We start from the raw sequence: 16,516 nt of genomic DNA on the forward strand, positions 1-16,516 counted from the left end.
GTCCGACTCGCTTTCGTCTTCCCGACCTGACGGCCCGTCCGACGTTTCAAACTCTAGCCGATCCCCGCTCCGAAAAGCGAATCCGCCGCAATCTCGAAAACGCGCACAGCAAATACGAACGGAGACGCGAAAGGACGCGACCCGTCACGGATCAACTGGGTGGTTCTCAGGGATTGGCCGCCCCGGGACCGTCCACACGAGATGCGTGTCCGGTGCTCCCTGCCGAGCGACTGGTGAACAGTACTCCAACTCCGCGCCCGAGACAACCGGCCCTGTCCGCCCCAACGTCCGCAGCCTCCGCCGGCATCGCGGGCGGAGGCTGGTGCTTCAGAACGATGGCTACAGAACGACGGCTCCAGGACGACGGCGTCAGCCCTTGGCGGCCCGCCGGGCGCGAATCGCCGCCTGCCGTTCGTCGAAACGGGTCGCCTGGGCGGCCAGGCCGTCGAGCATCAGGCCCAGCTCCATCTGGGCCCTGATCCCGTCCGGCCCGAGCCCGCCCATCTCCATCACCTTGAGGTGGCGCAGCACGGGGAGCAGCACGTCGTCGAGGTGGACGCGGAGGTTGTAGACGCCCTCGACGGCGATCCGCGCGGCGGCGCGTTCGAAGCCGGGCATGCCGTGGCCGGGCATGCGGAAGTTCGTCACCACCTCGTTGACGGCCTGCATCGCCTGGTCGGGGGCGAGCTCGAACGAGGCCTTGAGCAGGTTCCGGTAGAAGATCATGTGCAGGTTCTCGTCGTTGGCGACCTGCGCGAGCATCCGGTCGCAGACAGGGTCGCCCGAGGCGTGTCCGGTGTTGCGGTGCGAGATGCGGGTGGCCAGCTCTTGGAAGGCGACGTACGCGACGGTGTGGAGCGGCGAGTGCCGGTTGTCGGAGACGAAGCCGGTCTGCATGTGGGTCATGCGGGCGCGCTCCAGCTCCACCGGGTCGACGGCGCGGGAGGTGATGAGGTAGTCGCGCAGCACCATCGAGTGCCGTGCCTCTTCCGCGGTCCACTGGTGTACCCAGGTGCCCCAGGCCCCGTCCCGGCCGAACAGGGTCGCGATCTCGTGGTGGTAGCTGGGCAGGTTGTCCTCCGTCAGCAGGTTCACCACCAGCGAGACCCGGCCCACCTCGGTCAGCGGCGACTGCTCCATCGCCCAGGGCTCGCCGCCGAGCGGCCCGTCGAAGTCCCGACCCCGGCTCCAGGGCACGTACTCGTGGGGCATCCACTCCTTGAAGACCCGCAGGTGGCGGTTGAGCTCGCGCTCGACCACCTCCTCCAGGTCCTGCAGGAGTCGGACATCGGTCCACTGGGGATGGGAGGAGGTGCTGCTCACGGGTCCAACTCTCGATCGACGAACAAACCTACGGTCCCGTAGGTAACGCCACCGTAGGTTCGCCACCGCCCCCCTGTCTGGGGCCATTCGGCCCCATTCGCGGCCGCCAGGTTTCGTTGGCGTCCGGACAGCGCCTGAGCGCCCGAAGCGGCCCTCAGGCCGTCCGGCTCCCGGTTGCCGCATGTGCCGTCTGTGCTGCGTGTGCCGCAGGTGCCGAGTGTGCGGCGAGGTCGTGGAGCAGGGTGTCGGCCACCACTTCCTCGACCACCGCGGTGCGCAGTTCGGCCATCGTGGCGGTGAGGGTGGGGGACCAGGGGGCGGGGGTGGGGAGGCGGGCGGCGGCGGTGCGGTAGTCCTCGGCGGCCATGCGCCAGGGGGTGGCACCGGTCCTGGCCAGGATGTGGGCGGCGATGCGGATGCCCTCGACCTCGAAGTCGCCGGGGTAGTGCAGGGTGGCGCCGGAGGTCGCGAGCCGGCGCAGCAGGTGGATCACTGCGGTGTTGGGCCGGCCGGAGGTGCAGACGAGCGGTGGCCAATGGCGGCCGAAGCGGCGCAGGGCGAGTGCGAGCACGCTGGGGTTCTCGCTGATGTGCACCGGGCCGGTGGGTACGGTGAGTTCCCCGGGTGTGCGGAGTTGGGCGAGGGTCAGGCTGACGGGGTGCCCGGCTTCGGCGCTGATCCGTGAGATCCGGGCGAGCGGGCCGTCGCCGTCGAGGCGGAGTCCGACGGCGAGCACGGTGCTGGAGAGCTCGTCGTCGGCCACCCCGGCCCGGTTCCAGAGCGACCGCCGTTCCTGGGCGCCGTCCGGCATCTCGACGCCGTACAGCGCCGCCAGCGCGCGCAGGACCACGGAGGACAGCCGGGTTCCGTCGTCGAGGGCGTGGGAGTTGCCGTCGAGGAGGCGCGCGGCGAGGACGGGGAGGGGTTCTCCGTCGAACGGGAGCGCGGCGAGGACGGTCAGCGCGGAGGTCAGGAGGCTCTGGGTCCGGTCGAGCGAGCCGTCGACGAGGCCGTTGGCCCGGAGGTGGGTGACCCAGTCGGTGAGGGCGGGCTCGGCGGTGACCACCTGGTGGCGGGCGAGCCATTCCCACAGGGCCGCACGCCGGGTCGATTGCTGTTCCCGTTCGGCGGCCCGGTCGCGGATCGGGCCGAGGACGGCGGCGCCACGTCCCCACGGACTGGCCGCAGGCCTCCGCCACGGCGGCTTCGAGCCGGGCGAGTGGGACGGTCGGTTCGGCGCCGGGCAGCCGGTCGAGGCCGAGAAGGTCGGCCAGGGCTTCCCGGCCGGCCTCGTCCAGCGGGCCGACGCGCACCCGGCTGACGGGCCGACCGGTGGACAAGCGGTCGTGCAGGACGCACCAGAGCGGCCGGAGTTCCGGGACGTCCAGGCCATGGCGATGGTGATGACGATCGGTCATATTGCGTCTGCAGAGGGCGAGTTGTCGGGCGTCAGCTCCGCACCCGTCCAGATGAAGCGCGCGCTGGTGACGGCGTCGTCGCCGTCCGTGCCGGTGATCAGCCGGTGGACGGCGATGCCCGAGAGCTCGCGGTAGGTGCACCACTCGTGGTCGGAGGTGAGCACCAGGCCGAGGTCGAGCGCGGCGAGGAGTCCGAAGACCTGGCCGCGGTTGACGGTGTCGACGCCGACGAAGACCTCGTCGAGGAGGATCAGCCTGGGCGAGGCCGGCACCGCCTCGTAGTGGGCGGCCACGGCGGCGAAGAGCGGGAGGTGCAGGGCGATGGCGTTCTCTCCGCCGGAGAGCGCGCCGTGGAGTTTCTTGGTGAGCAGTTGCCGGCCGGGGCCGTTGGCGCGGTCCAGCTTGACGACGAACTGGTGCCAGGCGGTGCAGTCGAGGACTTCGGCGAGCTGTTCCTTTCAAGTGGCTGCGGTGTTGCGGGTCTCCCAGGCGGCGTCGAGTTCGGCGCGTTCCTTCCGGGCGCGTTCCTTCCGGGCGAGTTCCTTCCGGGCGAGTTCGGCCCGGGCCGCCTTGATCGCGCCGATGTCACGGACCCTGCCGGTGCGGGTGAACCCTTCGGTCCGTCCGCTGGTGCGCAGCAGGGTGGGACACCTCGACCGGCGGGGCCTCGGCCCAGCCGTGTGCGGAGGGCACCAACTCGGGGTCGGGGTGGGCGAGATGGGCCTGGCGTGCCGGGCCGAGGCCGAAGGCCGCCGACCACAGCCGGTGCAGGTCGTCCTCGGTGGGCGCGGCCGCGAACCAGCGGGCCGGCGCCCGGAAGTCCTGGGTCGCGCTGGAGGACCGGCGGCGCGACTCGGTGATCCGGTCCAGTACCTGAAGGAGGGTCACGATGGCCCGCCGTGCGACGTCGTGCAGTTGCTCCACGCGGGGCCGTGAGCCGTCAGCCGGCAGGAACCACGCCCGCAGTCCCTCCCGGCGTGCCCGGCGCCGCTCCAGCCAGGCCGGTGCGGGATCGCGGTCCGTGGCCGGCGGCAACTCGGCGCCGCGCAGTGCCCGTTGGTGCAGCAGGCCGACCCCTCGCTGCTCGACCCGCTGCACGGCCGAGGCCACCACCTGCGCGCGCTGGTCGAGGTTGCGCAGGAGCTCCTGGAGGTACGCCACCGTCGCGGCCTTGACCTCCCGGAACGTCGCCAGGTCCGCGCCCTCGGCGCGCAGCAGGCGCTGCAACTCGCCGTTGAACGCCTTGGTGTTGGCGAGCAGCGCTTCCAGGTGGCCTTCCAGCGCCTGCAGCGTGGTGAAAACCCCGGACCGCCGTACTGGAAGCCGTCGCGGACCGGCTGCGGCGCGCCCGTCGCCGCGAGCACGGACAGGGCGTGCTCCACTCCGGTGAGTGCGGCCTCGCCGCGGCGGGTCAGCGAGTACTGGAGGTTCCGGCGCTCGTACTCCTCGGCCGTGCGGTAGTTCTCCGCGTGGTTCTGGACGACCTCGAGCAACTCCCAGGTGCGCAACCGGCGCAGGGCGTCCGGCAGGTCCTCGTCGTCGATCGCGTCGAGCCACCCCACCGCACGCAGCCGGGCCCGGACCTCGTCCAGCCCGAGTGCCGTCTCCAGCCGTTCGTTGGCCGCGCCGAACGCCTGCAGGATCGCCCCGTGGAGCTCGGCCCTGTCCCCCGCCGTGAACCGGAACATCTCCGGCGGCACCCGGCGCAACGCCCCCCTTCAGCAGGCCCCGCTCCGGGCCGGTATCACCGTACGCGGACGACGGACAGCGCCGAACCGGAATCCCGCAACCCGCTTCCGCCGGCCGTTGCCGTGCGTCAGCTGCGTCCGCGCGGCAGGCCAGCGCCGCCCCGTCGGCTCAGGCGGGCAGGAAGTGGGCGCCCGGGCCGGGAGAGCGGTAGACGGAGCCGGGCGGCAGGTGGGTGTGGCCGGCCGCGCACTCCAGGACGAGGGCGACCGGTTCGTCGCAGCCGGACCCCTCGGAACTGCGGTGCCGCACGACAACCGACGGCCCCTGCTCGTCGGCGAGGTACTTGTCCCCCCATTCCAGCAGGGCGATCACGGTGGGCCGCAGGTCCGCCCCCTTCTCGGTGAGCCGGTACTCGTAACGCTGCCGGTCACCGGGCTCGCGGTACGGCACGCGCTGCAGTACGCCTGCGGCGACGAGGCCGTCGAGCCGGGTGGAGAGCAGGTTGCTGGCGATGCCGAGCCGGGCCCGGAAGTCCCCGAAGCGGCTGGCGCCATCGAGGGCCTCGCGCACGATCAGCAGCGACCAGCGCTCGCCGACCACGGACAGGGCGCGCCCCATCGAGCAGTTCGCCGGGTCGATCCGCCCGTGCCGCCGCTGTTCCTGCTGCGCTGCCATGTCTCGATCCCCACTCTCCGGAACCCACCTGGGTTGACAATCTACAGCCAGCCCCGGCTAGGCTCCCACCACCTGAGTGGAGAAAATAAATCCAGGAGGTCATGGCCATGCCGATGCTCGATGTCCACATCCCCGAGGGCGCGCTGCGCCCGGAGGCGGAGGCGGTCCTGCTCGACCGGATCACCGAGATCCTGATCCGCCACGAGGGCTTCGACCCCGCCGACCCGGTCACCCGCTCCGTGTCCTGGCTCTTCCTGCACCGCCCCGCCGCCGTCTACGTCGGAGGCAGGCTCGCGGACGCGCCGCGCTACAAGGTCGTCCCGTCGGTGCCCGAGGGACAGCTCGACGCCGACAAGCGCGCAGGCGTCATCGCCGACGTCACCGAGGCCATCCTGGACGCCGAGGACGGCGCCTGGCCCCGCGACCCGGCGCGGGTCTGGGTGTTCCCCACCGAGATCCCCGAAGGCCACTGGGGCGGCTTCGGGCAGGTCAGGCCGCTCGCGACCATCCTCACCCGCCTCACCGGCGACGACCCCGACCGGGCCCACGCCCTGGCCGCCGAACGCATCACCGCGAGCCGCACCGAACGGTCCTCGACGCCCGGCAGGTAGCGCCGGGCGCCTCCCGGCACCGCTACCGCGCCGCGGCCTTCGCCCGATGAGCCGCGATCAGGTCGCGGTACCAGGCGTACGACGCCTTCGGGGTGCGCGCCTGGGTGGTGAAGTCGACGTGGACGAGGCCGAAGCGCTCGCCGAATCCTTCCGCCCATTCGAAGTTGTCGAGCAGCGACCAGGTGCAGTAGCCGCGGACATCGATGCCGTCGGCGGCGGCGCGGGCCAGGGCGTCGAGGTGGCCGGACAGGTAGTCGATGCGGAAGGTGTCGTCGAGGGTGTCGTCGGTCGAGCAGCCGCTCTCGGTGACGGTGATCGGGGGCAGGGCGGCGCCATAACGGTCCCGGAGGAGCAGCAGGAGTTCGCGCAGACCCTCCGGGACCACGGGCCAGCCGAAGTGGGTGCGGGGAACGCCCTCGATGGGGGCTTCGGCGAACGGGAGCCCCGGGTCGGTGGGGGCGGCGACCCGGGTGGGGTTGTAGTAGTTGACGCCCAGTCCGTCGAGGCCGGGGGCGGCGATCAGCGCGAGGTCGCCGTCGCGGACGGAGCCGTGCAGGTCCTCCCCTACCCCGTACGCGGACAGGTCGGGGTAGCGGCCGAGCAGCAGCGGGTCCGTGAACAGGCGGTTGTGCAGTGCGTCGTAGGCGTCGGCGGCGGCCCGGTCCTCCGGCGCGTCGCTCGCGGCGCGGACGGGCGTCAGGTTGTTGGCGATCAGGACGTCGAGGCCGCGCGAGCGGAGTTCGGCGGCGGCCAGGCCGTGGGCGAGGAGTTGGTGGTGGGCGGCGGGGAGGGCGTCGAGCATCAGCGAACGGCCGGGGGCGTGGATGCCAAGGGCGTAGCCGTACACCATGTGCACGAAGGGCTCGTTGAGGGTGATCCAGGCGGGGACGCGGTCGCCGAGCCGGTCGGCCACCACCGACGCGTACTCGGCGAAACGGAAAGCGGTTTCCCGTTGCATCCAGCCGCCCTCGTCCTCCAGCGCCTGGGGCAGGTCCCAGTGGAACAGGGTGGGCAGCGGCGTGATGCCGGCCGCGAGGAGCCCGTCGACCAGCCGGTCGTAGAAGTCGAGCCCGGCGACGTTGGCGGGGCCCCGGCCGGTGGGCTGGACGCGCGGCCAGGCGAGCGAGAACCGGTAGGTGTCGAGCCCGAGTCCGCGCATCAACTCCACGTCCTCGGGCCAGCGGTGGTAGTGGTCGCAGGCCTCCCGCCCGCTGTCGCCGTTCTTCACCGCGCCGGGACGGTCGCAGAAGGTGTCCCAGACCGACAGGCCCCGGCCGTCCTCCTCGACCGCCCCCTCGATCTGGTACGCGGCAGTGGAGGCACCCCAGCGGAAGCCGGCGGGGAGGTCGTAACGGTCCGTCATGAGAGTCCTTCCACACAACACGAGTCACAAAATGCGAGCAGTGCTCATGTTAGGAAGGCGGAGAGTGCAGGTCCAGAGGCAGGAACGCCCGATCCGCCGGCTCACCAACCACCCCGACACCACCAACACCCCGCAAGGACCGATCCGCGCCGGCGGTCATGGGCTCCGACCGAAAACCCGACCACAAGCTCCCCGGGCTTCGATCGCAAGCGCGGTTCGCCCCCACGCATGCCGCCGGCACCTCGGCCCCCGCTCGACCGAGCTCACCAATCCCGACTCGGACCGCTCGGCCGCCCCCACCCGGTCCCCGCAGGAACCGAAGGATGGCGCCTGCACCCCATCGTGCGAGCCGTCACTGCAGCATGAAGGACCCCCGACCTGGGCCTCTCCGCTTCAGCGGGACTCTCGACGCCTCTACCGGAGTGGCAGGACTTGAACCTGCAACCTCTTGACCCCCAATCGCCCGGCGATGAACATCGCTGCACGTCAGACGGTAGACAGCCCGCGCTGTTCGTTCACCGAAAGGCACCTCAGCGACGGCGATGAACGACGCGCGGTCCCCGGCAAGTCCCCAAATCTCCAGCTCCGATCTCAGAAGCCGTTGTCATCCGATAGCGGCGGGTGCGTTTCCGCTGGTCAGGCATAGTCTCGGTGTCTCGGTGGCAGAGTGGAGCGCGAGCGTGCTGCCCGGCAGCGAGTGGAGGTTCTGCAGGCCGAGCTGCAGGAGGCGGAAGCCGTATGGGAGCGGTTTGTGATTACCCGTCAGACGGTGGCCGAAGTCCTGGCAGCACCTCATGCGGGCCGAAGAACGCCTCGACGGCAGCCACCGGGCCGGGGCGCTCGCCAGGCCGCGTCTTTCCTGCCGGGCCCGGACGCCGGGCACGAGCGCGCGGTCCGCAACGTGCACGTCCTCGTGGATCTGGCCGCCACCCTCGCCCAGATCGGCGACCGCGACGGCGCGCTCACCCTTGCCCGTCGGGCCCGGACCGTCCTCACGACCATGTCCGACCCCGACGAGCGGGAAGGACCGATCGCGCGCCTAGCACGCTTCCTCGCGGAACAGGGGTACGACGACGAAGCGTTCGAACTTGCCAGCACACTCACCGACTGGGGCATGCTGATCACCACCCTCGCGGATGTGGCCGCCGCACTCGCCGATCAGGGACGCACCCGGGAGGCCCGCTCCCTCGCCGACGACCTCTCCACCTGGCTGATGGAACTGGACGACGACGACCATGATGCCAGTCTGACCGCAGAGGTGGCCTTCTGCCTCCACCGGTGCGGTGCAGCCGAACAGGCCGCGGTACTGGTCCGACGGCTGAGCCCGCTGTCGGTACGAACGACGTGCCTGGCCGATCTCGCCGAACAGTTCCACGTCGCCGGCGACACCGAGCAGGCACATCAGTACGCCCGGCAGTGCCTGGTACTTCTCAGCCGGCTCTCCGATGCGGACCACGAACGGCTCACTGCAGGCCTCAGCGCCGACTTCGCGTCCGTCCTCGCCACCAGCGATCTCGACCTCGCAGTCAGCTTCGCGACGGGGCTGCGCAAGCCCACCGCCCGCATCCGTGCCCTGATCGCCATCGCCTCCGCGCTCCCGGCCGCGCAACGAGCAGGCGAGATCTCTGACCTCCTCCGGCAGACACTGGCGATTGCGCGTGAGCACGGCATCGGACACCCCCAGGACGCCGCCCTCTGGGCCGAAATCGCCCAAGTCCAGGTCCGCTCAGGAGATTTCCAGGCAGCGGAGAAGACCGCCCGACACCTCCAGGGAACACATCGTGTCTTGGCCCTGGCCCACATCGCCATGGCACTCGGGCCCACGCCGCAGGGGCGCCGACTGTGCGCCGAAGCCATCCACCTCGGCGGCTGGCGCACCGCCTTGGACGCCATGGAAACTGTCGCCCCCGGCTCCCTGACCGCTCTCACCCAAGCGCTCGACTCCAGGATGCCCACGTCTTAGCCCGGCACGGACACGACGAACACAGGCCCGACCCCACGTGCCCCACAATGGGCACCACCGTCGGACATCTCCCCGCCCATGAACAACCCGGCGCGCCGAACCGGTGATTCTCACGGTGAGCACCGTTGCCGTACTAACCCAACGCGACGCTGAACACGTCGCCGTGCCCCGGCCAGTCGTCGCGCTCCTCGTGGCTGTCGACCACCAGCGCCGAGACCCTCAGGGCCTGCGCCCGGTACTCGACGTAGCCGCTCTGACGGCGGTCCACAGTCAGAGCGGGGGCGTCGGGGAGATGGGCGAGCGCGGTCTCCACCTCGCTCCATGCGAGGTATTCGGAGAACTCGACCCCCTCGTCCTTCTGCCACTCCTCGGCCAGCCCGTCCACGGTGGCAAGGCGGTGGAGTTCGACGGAGCCGCCAACCACGACCCACTCGGGCCCGTTGAAGTACAGCTCGACCAGACCGTAGTCCCGCCGCAAGGACAGGTTCGGCTCGTCCACGTCGTCGATCCACCGGCTTCGGAACGCCCGGTCGACGTCTGCGATCGGGGAGCCGATGCCGATGCCGTGGAGTCTGCCGGTGGCGATGACAGAGGCGATGAATGCAGCACCGTTCACGACAGTGTCTCCAAGTACTCGATCAGATGTTGCATCTCGTCCGCGCGGTTCTGCTTGTTGCCCCAGTTGCCGCCGTTTCGCATATGGTCCTGGGCGGACTTGGCCTTCGCGATGAGGTCGGCCCGGAGCTTCGGGTCGGAATGTACCAGGTCGGCCGCCGTGTCCACGCTGCGCTGCGAGGCCATGCCGTGGCTGAGGCGAATCCCCTCGGACTTGAACTGGAACGACACCTCCTCCTCGCCGTTCTTCAGCTTCTTCGTCGTCTTCTCGGCCCACACCCGGACCTCGTCCTGTCCGACGTGGATGTGGGCGCCCTTGGTCGCCCAGTCGCTCGCCATCGGGGACACGTGCGGCTTGTCCTTCTTCTTGCCGTGCGGCGACAGACCGTACGGGTCCGACCAGGTGTGCGGGTTGCGGACGTAGGACCCGGGGTTGGGCGACGGTGCCAGGCCCAGCGGGTCGGGGCTGGTGTAGCGGGCGGTCTCGGGGTCGTAGTAGCGGTTGAGGTTGTAGTGCAGGCGGGTCTCGGGGTCGAAGTACTGTCCGGGGAAGCGCAGCGGGGTGTAGGTGGTGCTGTCGGCCGGCCAGGTGGTGTTTCCCCAGAGCGTCGGGGTGGTGCGCCAGGCGATGGTGCCGGTCACCGCGTCGACCAGTTCGTTCGGCGTGCCGATCAGGTCGGTGACGATGGCGAAGAACCGGCGGTCGGTCCGCGCCTGTTCGGAGTCCGCGGCCGGCCTGGTCTCGATGGACTCGGTCTGTGCGAGCGGGTCGAGTCCCAGGTGGTCCCAGGAGAGCGTGTGCGGGCCCGGCAAGTACGCGGCGTGCGTGGTCTGTTCGGCGAGCGTGAGGCCGTCCCAGGTGAAGTCGGTCCGCTCCTCGACGGTGACGCCGTCCGAGCCGAGGCGGTTCTTCGCGATGCGCCGCCCGAACGGGTCGTACAGGTAGCGCCAGCGGGTGCCGTCGGGGGTGGTGACCGCGACGAGACGGTCCTCCGCGTCCCAGGTGTACTGCCAGGTGTCGGGCTTGCGGGACAGTCGCGTGACCTGTCGAAGCGTCAAGTGCCCGTCCGCATCGTACTCGTAGCGCACCCGTCCGGCCGCGGCAAGCTGGGCGCCTTGGTAGGTTCGGGCCCCGAGGGCGGCTTCGCCGGCGGACGTGGCGGGCCATTCGGCAGCGGTGACGTTGCCGGCCGGATCGTAGGCGTAGCGCTCGGTCCAGCCGTCGGCGTGGACGGCGGCCACCTGGCCTGCGGCGTCCAGGTCGAAGGCCCGGTGTCCGTTCAGCAGGTCGTCGATGCCGGTGAGGTTGCCGTCGGCGCGGTAGGCGTAGGCCCGGTGTTGGAGCACCTCCGGCCCGGCGGGCCCGGTTCGGCGCAGTGTCTGCGCGGTCAGGCGGTGCAGGGGGTCCCACTGGCTGGTGAGGGTCACCTGGTCGCCGATGGTGCGCTGCTGCTCCCGGCCGGCCTCGTCGTAGCCGAACGCGATCCGCCCGCCGGTCGTCGTGACGGCACTCGGCCGGCCCGCCGCGTCGTACGACCAGTCACTGACGTGGCCGGCGGGGGTGGTGCGTCGTTGCCGACGGCCGATGGGGTCGCGCAGGTGGCTGAGAGTCCGCCCGTTGACGGTCTCGGCCAGGAGGTTGCCGGCCACATCGACGATCCGGACCACGTCCGCGTCGGCGTTGGTCGCACGGATCAGGTGCCCGCCGGCGTCGTATCCGAACGTGGTGGTCCGGTCGCCTGCGACCTTGGTGAGGAGGCGGCCGAGGAGGTCGTAGGAGTAGCGGGTGGTGCGGCCCGAAGCGTCGGTGATCGAGGCGACCTGACCGGCGCCGTCGAACTCGTAGCGCCGGTTGCGGCCGTGGAAGTCCGTCTCGCCGATCAGCCGGCCGGCCGGGTCGTAGCTGTACGTCCAGATCTGGTCGAGGGCGTTGGTGACCGAAACCAGTTGCATGTCGGCGTCGTAGCTGAACCGGATCCGCGCGCCGTCGGGGTCGGTGCGGGTCGCGAGGTTCTCGAAGTGGGTGTAGTCGAAGGTGCTGACCTGGCCGAGGGCGTCGGTGTGGCTCAGCAGGTTTCCCTCGCCGTCGTAGCTCCAGGACTCGGTGCTGTCGTCGGGGGCGGTGCGGGTGGCGAGGTGGCCTTCGGTCGTCCAGGTCAGCCTCGTGCGCGCACCGAGGTGCTCGGTGATGACCGAGATCCTGCCGAACGCGTCGCGGTCGAACCGGGTGGTGGTACCCACCGGGTCGGTGACCTCCAGGGGAAGCCCGGCGCGGTCGCACCGCACCAGCGTGGTGCGGCCCAACGCGTCGGTGACCGAGGCGAGATGACCCGACTCGTCGTAGGCGTATGCCGTGACCGCTCCGAGCGGATCGATCAGTGACGTGCGCCGACCGGCCTCGTCGTAGGTGTGTCGCCAGGTCGCTCCACCCGGCTCGGTCACGGTGACCGGAAGGCTCAGGCTGCCGGTGTATTCCGCTGTGGCCTGCGCCCCGTCGGGGCGGGTGACGCATATGAGGTCGCCGGCGCCGTCGTACTCGTAGCGGGTGGTGCGCCCCAGCGGGTCGGTCTCGGCCAACAGGCGGTCGTAGCCGTCGCGTTCGTAATGGGTGGTGTGGCCGAGGGGGTCGGTGACGGCGACGACCTGGGCGTGGCCGTTGATCAGGTAGGTGGTGGTGTGGCCGAGGGTGTTGGTCTCGGTGTGGGTGCGCAGGCCCGTGGCCGGGTCGCGGTCGCCGTAGCCGAACGTGAAGCGCAGGGCGCCGGTGGTGCCGCCCTCGTCGGTGACGCGGTCGTGGGCGTCGTAGGTGTAGCGGTACTGGGAGTTGTTGCGGTCGGTCCAGGACAGGAGTCGGCCGGCGGTGTCGTTGGTGAAGCGCATGGGCTTGCCGCTGGAGTTGTAGACGGCGGTGAGGTGGCCGTCGGTGTAGCTGTAGCGGGTGAGGAGGGCGTCGCCGCCGGTGTCGGTGGCGTTGGCGAGGCGCAGGGCGGTGATGCGGTCGTTGTCGACGGTGACGAGGAGTCGGTAGCCGCCGGAGTGGGTGATCGAGACGGGGACGCCGTCCTCGTCGTAGGCGAGGGTGTAGTGGCGGCCGTGGCGGTCGCGGACCTCGGTGAGCAGGGCCTCGTCGCCGTCGGAGGTGGGGGTGAAGGTGCGGACGAGGCCGGTTGAGGGGTCGGTGACGGTGAAGTGGCCGTCGACCAGGTCGAGTTCGTGGCGGGAGCCGGCGGATGCGTGGACCGGGTCGCCGGGCTCGGGGTGCGGGTAGGCCTGGGTGATGCGGTCGGCCCGGACGTGGACGACGCCCTGCTCGTCGATCTCCAGACGCTCGTCGAAGGTGCAGATCCACTTCGGACCCATCCAACGGCCCGTCAGCAGCCCCGATTCGAAGCTGCGGGTGAACTCCAGAGGCAGTGAGCCGGGAAGGGTGACGTCGTTCTGGTCGATGAACATCCGCCCCGTCGCGATGTCGACCGGCTCGCCCGGACATTTGCGGGAACCGTGGTCGCGACCCTCGGTCCGGGGGCTCTTCACCTGGTCACGGCCCCGCCTCTTCGGATGGGAACCGCCGCCCTTCCCCCGCCCGCCACTGCCCGAACGGGGGTGTGGGAGACCGCCCTTGCCGTCGCCCTTGAGGATCTTCTCCAGATCCTTGACGTGCTTCTCCTCGATCTCCCGGACGTTCTTGGCGACCTTCTTCAGGTTGTCGCCGGCCTTGCGGTAGAAGGACTTCAGCGCCTTGCCGGCATCCTCCGCCAGCGTCTTGCCGAGCTTCTGCGCGCCGTCCTCCAGCGCCTTCACGATCTGGTTGCTCATTCGAAGCTCACCCCCGCGATCTTCGACTGGAATGCCTGCGCGTGACCGGCCACCGTCTCCGCCTGCTCGTGCATCATCCGCGCGTGCTCGTCCAAGGCGTCCGGATCGATCCGGAAGCCCGTTCCTCCACTGCTGCTTGAGACCCCCAGCGCCGCCTCCGCGGCCTGGAACACCAACCCCTGCACCGCATTCGCCACCGTGTCCACCAGCGGACCGATCGCCGCCTCCACCACCTGCGCGATGATGTACTGCTCCAACTGCTGTTCCAGGTAGTTGATCAGGCGCTTCGCGGTCTCCTCGATCAGGACCACCGCCGCCTCCGCCAAACCCAGCGTCGCCACCGCCGCAGCCTGGTCCGCGACGAACGCCGCCGCCAGCGCGATCAGTTCACCGATCGTCTCGACCTTCATCGCCACGATCACGTCAGCCGCGACATCCAGCGCGTCCGCCACCACATGACACGCCCGCACCAGCTCGGTCAGATGGCTCTCCGACAGCGACGCCCACTTCGCCAGCAGCGCCTCGTACGACGCCCCCTCGTACGCCTGCCCCAGCCGCTGGACCGTCGCCGTCGACTCCTGGTGCACCGACTCCACGTTCTGCGCGAACTCCCGCACGTGCGAGCCGAACTCACGCACCTTGTCCTCGTTCACCGTCGGCCAGTTGATACCGATGAACGACAAGAACTCCACTACCTCGCCGGGCAGTTCGATCGCCACGTTACGCCCTCCCCCGACGGCACCACATGTCCGTACGACCCTAGGCCAAAATCGAATACCCGAAGAGGGGAACGAGGAATCCCACCGAACGAAACGACCCCGGACCGCGGCAGCTGCCCCGTGGCGCACCCGACGGTGCCCCAGCTCCTTGGACGCCTGGGTTCCCCGAGCGGGACTGGTGATCGGCTGCTTGTGACTACCGAAGAGCGGGTTTCGCCACATCCGGTGAGGAGTGTGACGAAACCCGTCCCAACGCGGCAAGGCTGACTCGTCGTCAGCCATCAGCGCCGCCAGGTCACACTCATCTCGCACCACAGCGAGGCCCAGCGAGTAGCGGCGGGAGTTTCCAAGAGGTACTCCCGCAGGTCAGATGCGCTGAAATGACTCCCGGCCAACGGCCGCGGAGGCCGGCTCAGAGGTCGTAGAACGTCTCGATCTGCGCGCCCAGGGAGTTCAGACGCATGGCCAGGTCCTCGTACCCCCGGTTGATCACGTACACGTTCCGCAGCACCGAGGTGCCCTCGGCCGCGAGCATCGCCAGCAGCACCACGACCGCGGGCCGCAGGGCCGGCGGGCACATCATCTCTGCCGCGCGCCAGCGGGTCGGGCCGTCGACCAGTACGCGGTGCGGGTCCATCAGTTTGACCGTCGCGCCGAGGCTGTTCAGGCCGGTCAGGTAGATCGCCCGGTTGTCGTAGACCCAGTCGTGGATCTGCGTCGAGCCCTGCGCCATGGCCGCGATGACCGCGAAGAACGGCACGTTGTCGATGTTGATGCCCGGGAACGGCATGGGGTGGATCTTGTCGATCGGCGCTTCCAGCTTCGACGGGCGCACCGTCACGTCGACGAGGCGGGTCCGGCCGTTGTCGGCCGGGTACTCCGTGCTCAGGTCGTAGTCGAGGCCCATGCCCTCCAGGACCGCGAGTTCGATCTCCAGGAATCGATCGGCGCCCGGCGGACCGTCAGCTCCGAGGACGTCACCACCGCGGCGGTCAGCAGGCTCATCGCCTCCACCGGGTCCTCCGACGGCGAGTAGTCCACGTCGCAGGCGATCCGGACCAGGCCGTGCACGGTGAGCTGGGGGTGCCGCCGCAGCTCCCGGGCCCGTGTGCGTCGTTGACGGGGCGCTCCCAACACGCGCTGCTGCTGGTGCCGGACGGCCTTCGATGCGGTGACGGCAGGGGCCACGGTGTCGGTGCGGGGTGCGCGGGCGTGCGAGGCGGCACGGATCGAGCTGTACGGCGGCAAGCGCAAGGGTGCGGCCCGCCGGGAGGCGAAGAAGGCGGTGGCGAAGTGACGAGTGAGGCGGCGACGGTCGGGCAGGTGCCGCAGACGCCGGCCGGCCGTATCCCCCGGCAGGCCGGCCGGACGCGGCCGACCGGTCCGAAGGCGTTCACCCGCTGGGTCGAGCAGCGGTGCGCGGCGGACCCGGGGGTGCGGGCGGCGCTGCGGCAGGGTGCGGGCAAGGGGCTGAACCAAGTGCCGTCGATGCACCGGTTCGTAGCCCCGTGGCTGCCGACCGATGCCGGCCAGGACGTGCAGCGGGCGTACTACGCGGTGGCGGCAATGATCGCCGCGCAGCGCCGCAGCCAGTACACCCTGGCCGACTTGGAGGAGATCGACGGATCGGCGGAGAGCGTCGCGGGTGCTCACACCTGCGACGCTGCCGGGGCTCCCCACATCGCCGCTGCTGCCGAGGCTCCTGGCAGCGGCGGGACACCGAACGCCGGTCGGCCGGGGGCGGACCGGCCGGTCCGGTGGAGTCTGGGCAGGTCGTTCGCGGAGGCGGTGGCGTCCGGGGGGATGCGCGAGAGCTCGGCGGAGACGCGGCTGAACCTGCTGGCCCGTCAGAGCGTGGAGGGCCTGCTTCGTCATCTTCCGGGTGCGGTACGGCAGTTGCGCGAGGCCGGGGAACGAGTGGACTGGTCGCTGCTGCTGGTGGACCTGTACCAGTGGCGCCAGTACGGGGGCCCGGTGAAGCGGTATTGGCTGCAGGACTTCTACCGGGCCCGACACCGCGCGGGATTGCAGGCCGCGATGGACAGCGACGAGGCGACCGGCGTCGCGGAGGCCCCGGCACCTCCATCACCGCCCGCGCCCTGACCACCCTCGCCCGCCGCGGCACCACCGTCGTCGCCGGATCCGGCGGCGTCCGCTGCTACGCCGCGACCCTGCCCGAATCCCTCAGCACCACCTGGCTCGAACGCCAGGCCCGCGCCGCGAGTCCTCCCCGCGCGAGCGGGGGTCTGCCGGGTCTGACCGTTGACGGGCTAGGCGGTCCCGTGCCCTCCCCGCGCGAGCGGGGGTCTGCCGGGCCGGCGGTT

Annotated in this window: 10 protein-coding genes and 4 pseudogenes; 4 read left to right on the forward strand and 10 right to left on the reverse strand. The window is 70.6% G+C overall.

Translation table 11 applies throughout. The annotated features are described in order from the left end of the window. Positions 1–369 precede the first annotated feature (369 nt). The 5 genes and pseudogenes from ACZ6R9_RS15830 to ACZ6R9_RS15850 all read right to left on the reverse strand — a co-directional run bounded on the left by ACZ6R9_RS15830 (position 370) and on the right by ACZ6R9_RS15850 (position 5,105). Positions 370–1,323 (reverse strand): acyl-ACP desaturase, encoded by a 954-nt coding sequence (locus ACZ6R9_RS15830; protein ID WP_380480949.1) that lies wholly within the window; start codon positions 1,321–1,323, stop codon positions 370–372. 154 nt (positions 1,324–1,477) lie between these two features. Continuing rightward, positions 1,478–2,716, reverse strand: coding sequence for a TIGR02679 family protein (locus tag ACZ6R9_RS15835; RefSeq protein ID WP_465538570.1), 1,239 nt, complete (start codon positions 2,714–2,716; stop codon positions 1,478–1,480). Positions 2,717–2,737: 21 nt separating this feature from the next. After that, positions 2,738–3,172 (reverse strand): annotated as a pseudogene (locus ACZ6R9_RS15840) (SbcC/MukB-like Walker B domain-containing protein); the annotation flags it as partial. A 39-nt stretch (positions 3,173–3,211) separates the two neighbouring features. Beyond that, a pseudogene (locus ACZ6R9_RS15845) lies at positions 3,212–4,429 on the reverse strand (TIGR02677 family protein); the annotation flags it as partial. A 169-nt stretch (positions 4,430–4,598) separates the two neighbouring features. Continuing rightward, positions 4,599–5,105: a winged helix-turn-helix transcriptional regulator gene (locus ACZ6R9_RS15850; protein ID WP_465538571.1), complete on the reverse strand. Its 507-nt coding sequence runs from the start codon at positions 5,103–5,105 to the stop codon at positions 4,599–4,601. Between the two features lie 107 nt (positions 5,106–5,212). On the opposite strand from ACZ6R9_RS15850, the gene ACZ6R9_RS15855 reads away from it, so the two are divergent. Further along, positions 5,213–5,716, forward strand: coding sequence for a hypothetical protein (locus ACZ6R9_RS15855; protein WP_465538572.1), 504 nt, complete (start codon positions 5,213–5,215; stop codon positions 5,714–5,716). Positions 5,717–5,738: 22 nt separating this feature from the next. Here ACZ6R9_RS15855 and ACZ6R9_RS15860 read toward each other — a convergent pair whose 3' ends face one another. Next, positions 5,739–7,079, reverse strand: a complete 1,341-nt coding sequence (locus ACZ6R9_RS15860; protein WP_465538573.1) for a GH1 family beta-glucosidase — start codon at positions 7,077–7,079, stop codon at positions 5,739–5,741. Between the two features lie 697 nt (positions 7,080–7,776). On the opposite strand from ACZ6R9_RS15860, the gene ACZ6R9_RS15865 reads away from it, so the two are divergent. Beyond that, positions 7,777–9,042 (forward strand): hypothetical protein, encoded by a 1,266-nt coding sequence (locus ACZ6R9_RS15865; protein WP_465538574.1) that lies wholly within the window; start codon positions 7,777–7,779, stop codon positions 9,040–9,042. A gap of 133 nt (positions 9,043–9,175) precedes the next feature. Here ACZ6R9_RS15865 and ACZ6R9_RS15870 read toward each other — a convergent pair whose 3' ends face one another. The 4 genes and pseudogenes from ACZ6R9_RS15870 to ACZ6R9_RS15885 form a co-directional block, all read right to left on the reverse strand. Further along, a complete protein-coding gene (locus ACZ6R9_RS15870; protein ID WP_465538575.1) occupies positions 9,176–9,658 on the reverse strand; it encodes a hypothetical protein in 483 nt (160 codons plus the stop codon). Further along, positions 9,655–13,473, reverse strand: a complete 3,819-nt coding sequence (locus tag ACZ6R9_RS15875) for a DUF6531 domain-containing protein (RefSeq protein ID WP_465538576.1) — start codon at positions 13,471–13,473, stop codon at positions 9,655–9,657. The genes ACZ6R9_RS15870 and ACZ6R9_RS15875 overlap by 4 nt, the downstream gene beginning before the upstream one ends. Further along, the gene (locus tag ACZ6R9_RS15880; protein WP_380480931.1) at positions 13,470–14,192 is read right to left on the reverse strand and encodes a WXG100-like domain-containing protein; all 723 of its coding nucleotides are present in this window, start codon (positions 14,190–14,192) and stop codon (positions 13,470–13,472) included. The genes ACZ6R9_RS15875 and ACZ6R9_RS15880 overlap by 4 nt, the downstream gene beginning before the upstream one ends. Positions 14,193–14,604: 412 nt before the next feature. Next, positions 14,605–15,269 (reverse strand): annotated as a pseudogene (locus ACZ6R9_RS15885) (UDP-N-acetylglucosamine 1-carboxyvinyltransferase); the annotation flags it as partial. Positions 15,270–15,485: 216 nt separating this feature from the next. Here ACZ6R9_RS15885 and casB point away from each other — a divergent pair. Together casB and ACZ6R9_RS15895 are read left to right on the forward strand one after the other, a co-directional pair. Beyond that, complete coding sequence (gene casB / locus ACZ6R9_RS15890; protein WP_465538577.1) at positions 15,486–16,295, forward strand: type I-E CRISPR-associated protein Cse2/CasB; 810 nt, start codon at positions 15,486–15,488, stop codon at positions 16,293–16,295. Next, positions 16,262–16,411: pseudogene (locus tag ACZ6R9_RS15895) on the forward strand (type I-E CRISPR-associated endonuclease Cas1e); the annotation flags it as partial. The gene casB and the pseudogene ACZ6R9_RS15895, both read left to right, overlap by 34 nt. Positions 16,412–16,516 lie beyond the last annotated feature (105 nt).

It is taken from the genome of Kitasatospora sp. NPDC048662 (assembly GCF_055587065.1).

Bases quoted from the DNA above. Each gene is read 5' to 3' on its own strand.
- ACZ6R9_RS15835 (WP_465538570.1), bottom strand. From the start codon at position 2,716: ATGGCCTGGACGTCCCGGAACTCCGGCCGCTCTGGTGCGTCCTGCACG.
- ACZ6R9_RS15850 (WP_465538571.1), bottom strand. From the start codon at position 5,105: ATGGCAGCGCAGCAGGAACAGCGGCGGCACGGGCGGATCGACCCGGCG.
- ACZ6R9_RS15855 (WP_465538572.1), top strand. From the start codon at position 5,213: ATGCCGATGCTCGATGTCCACATCCCCGAGGGCGCGCTGCGCCCGGAG.
- ACZ6R9_RS15860 (WP_465538573.1), bottom strand. From the start codon at position 7,079: ATGACGGACCGTTACGACCTCCCCGCCGGCTTCCGCTGGGGTGCCTCC.
- ACZ6R9_RS15875 (WP_465538576.1), bottom strand. From the start codon at position 13,473: ATGAGCAACCAGATCGTGAAGGCGCTGGAGGACGGCGCGCAGAAGCTC.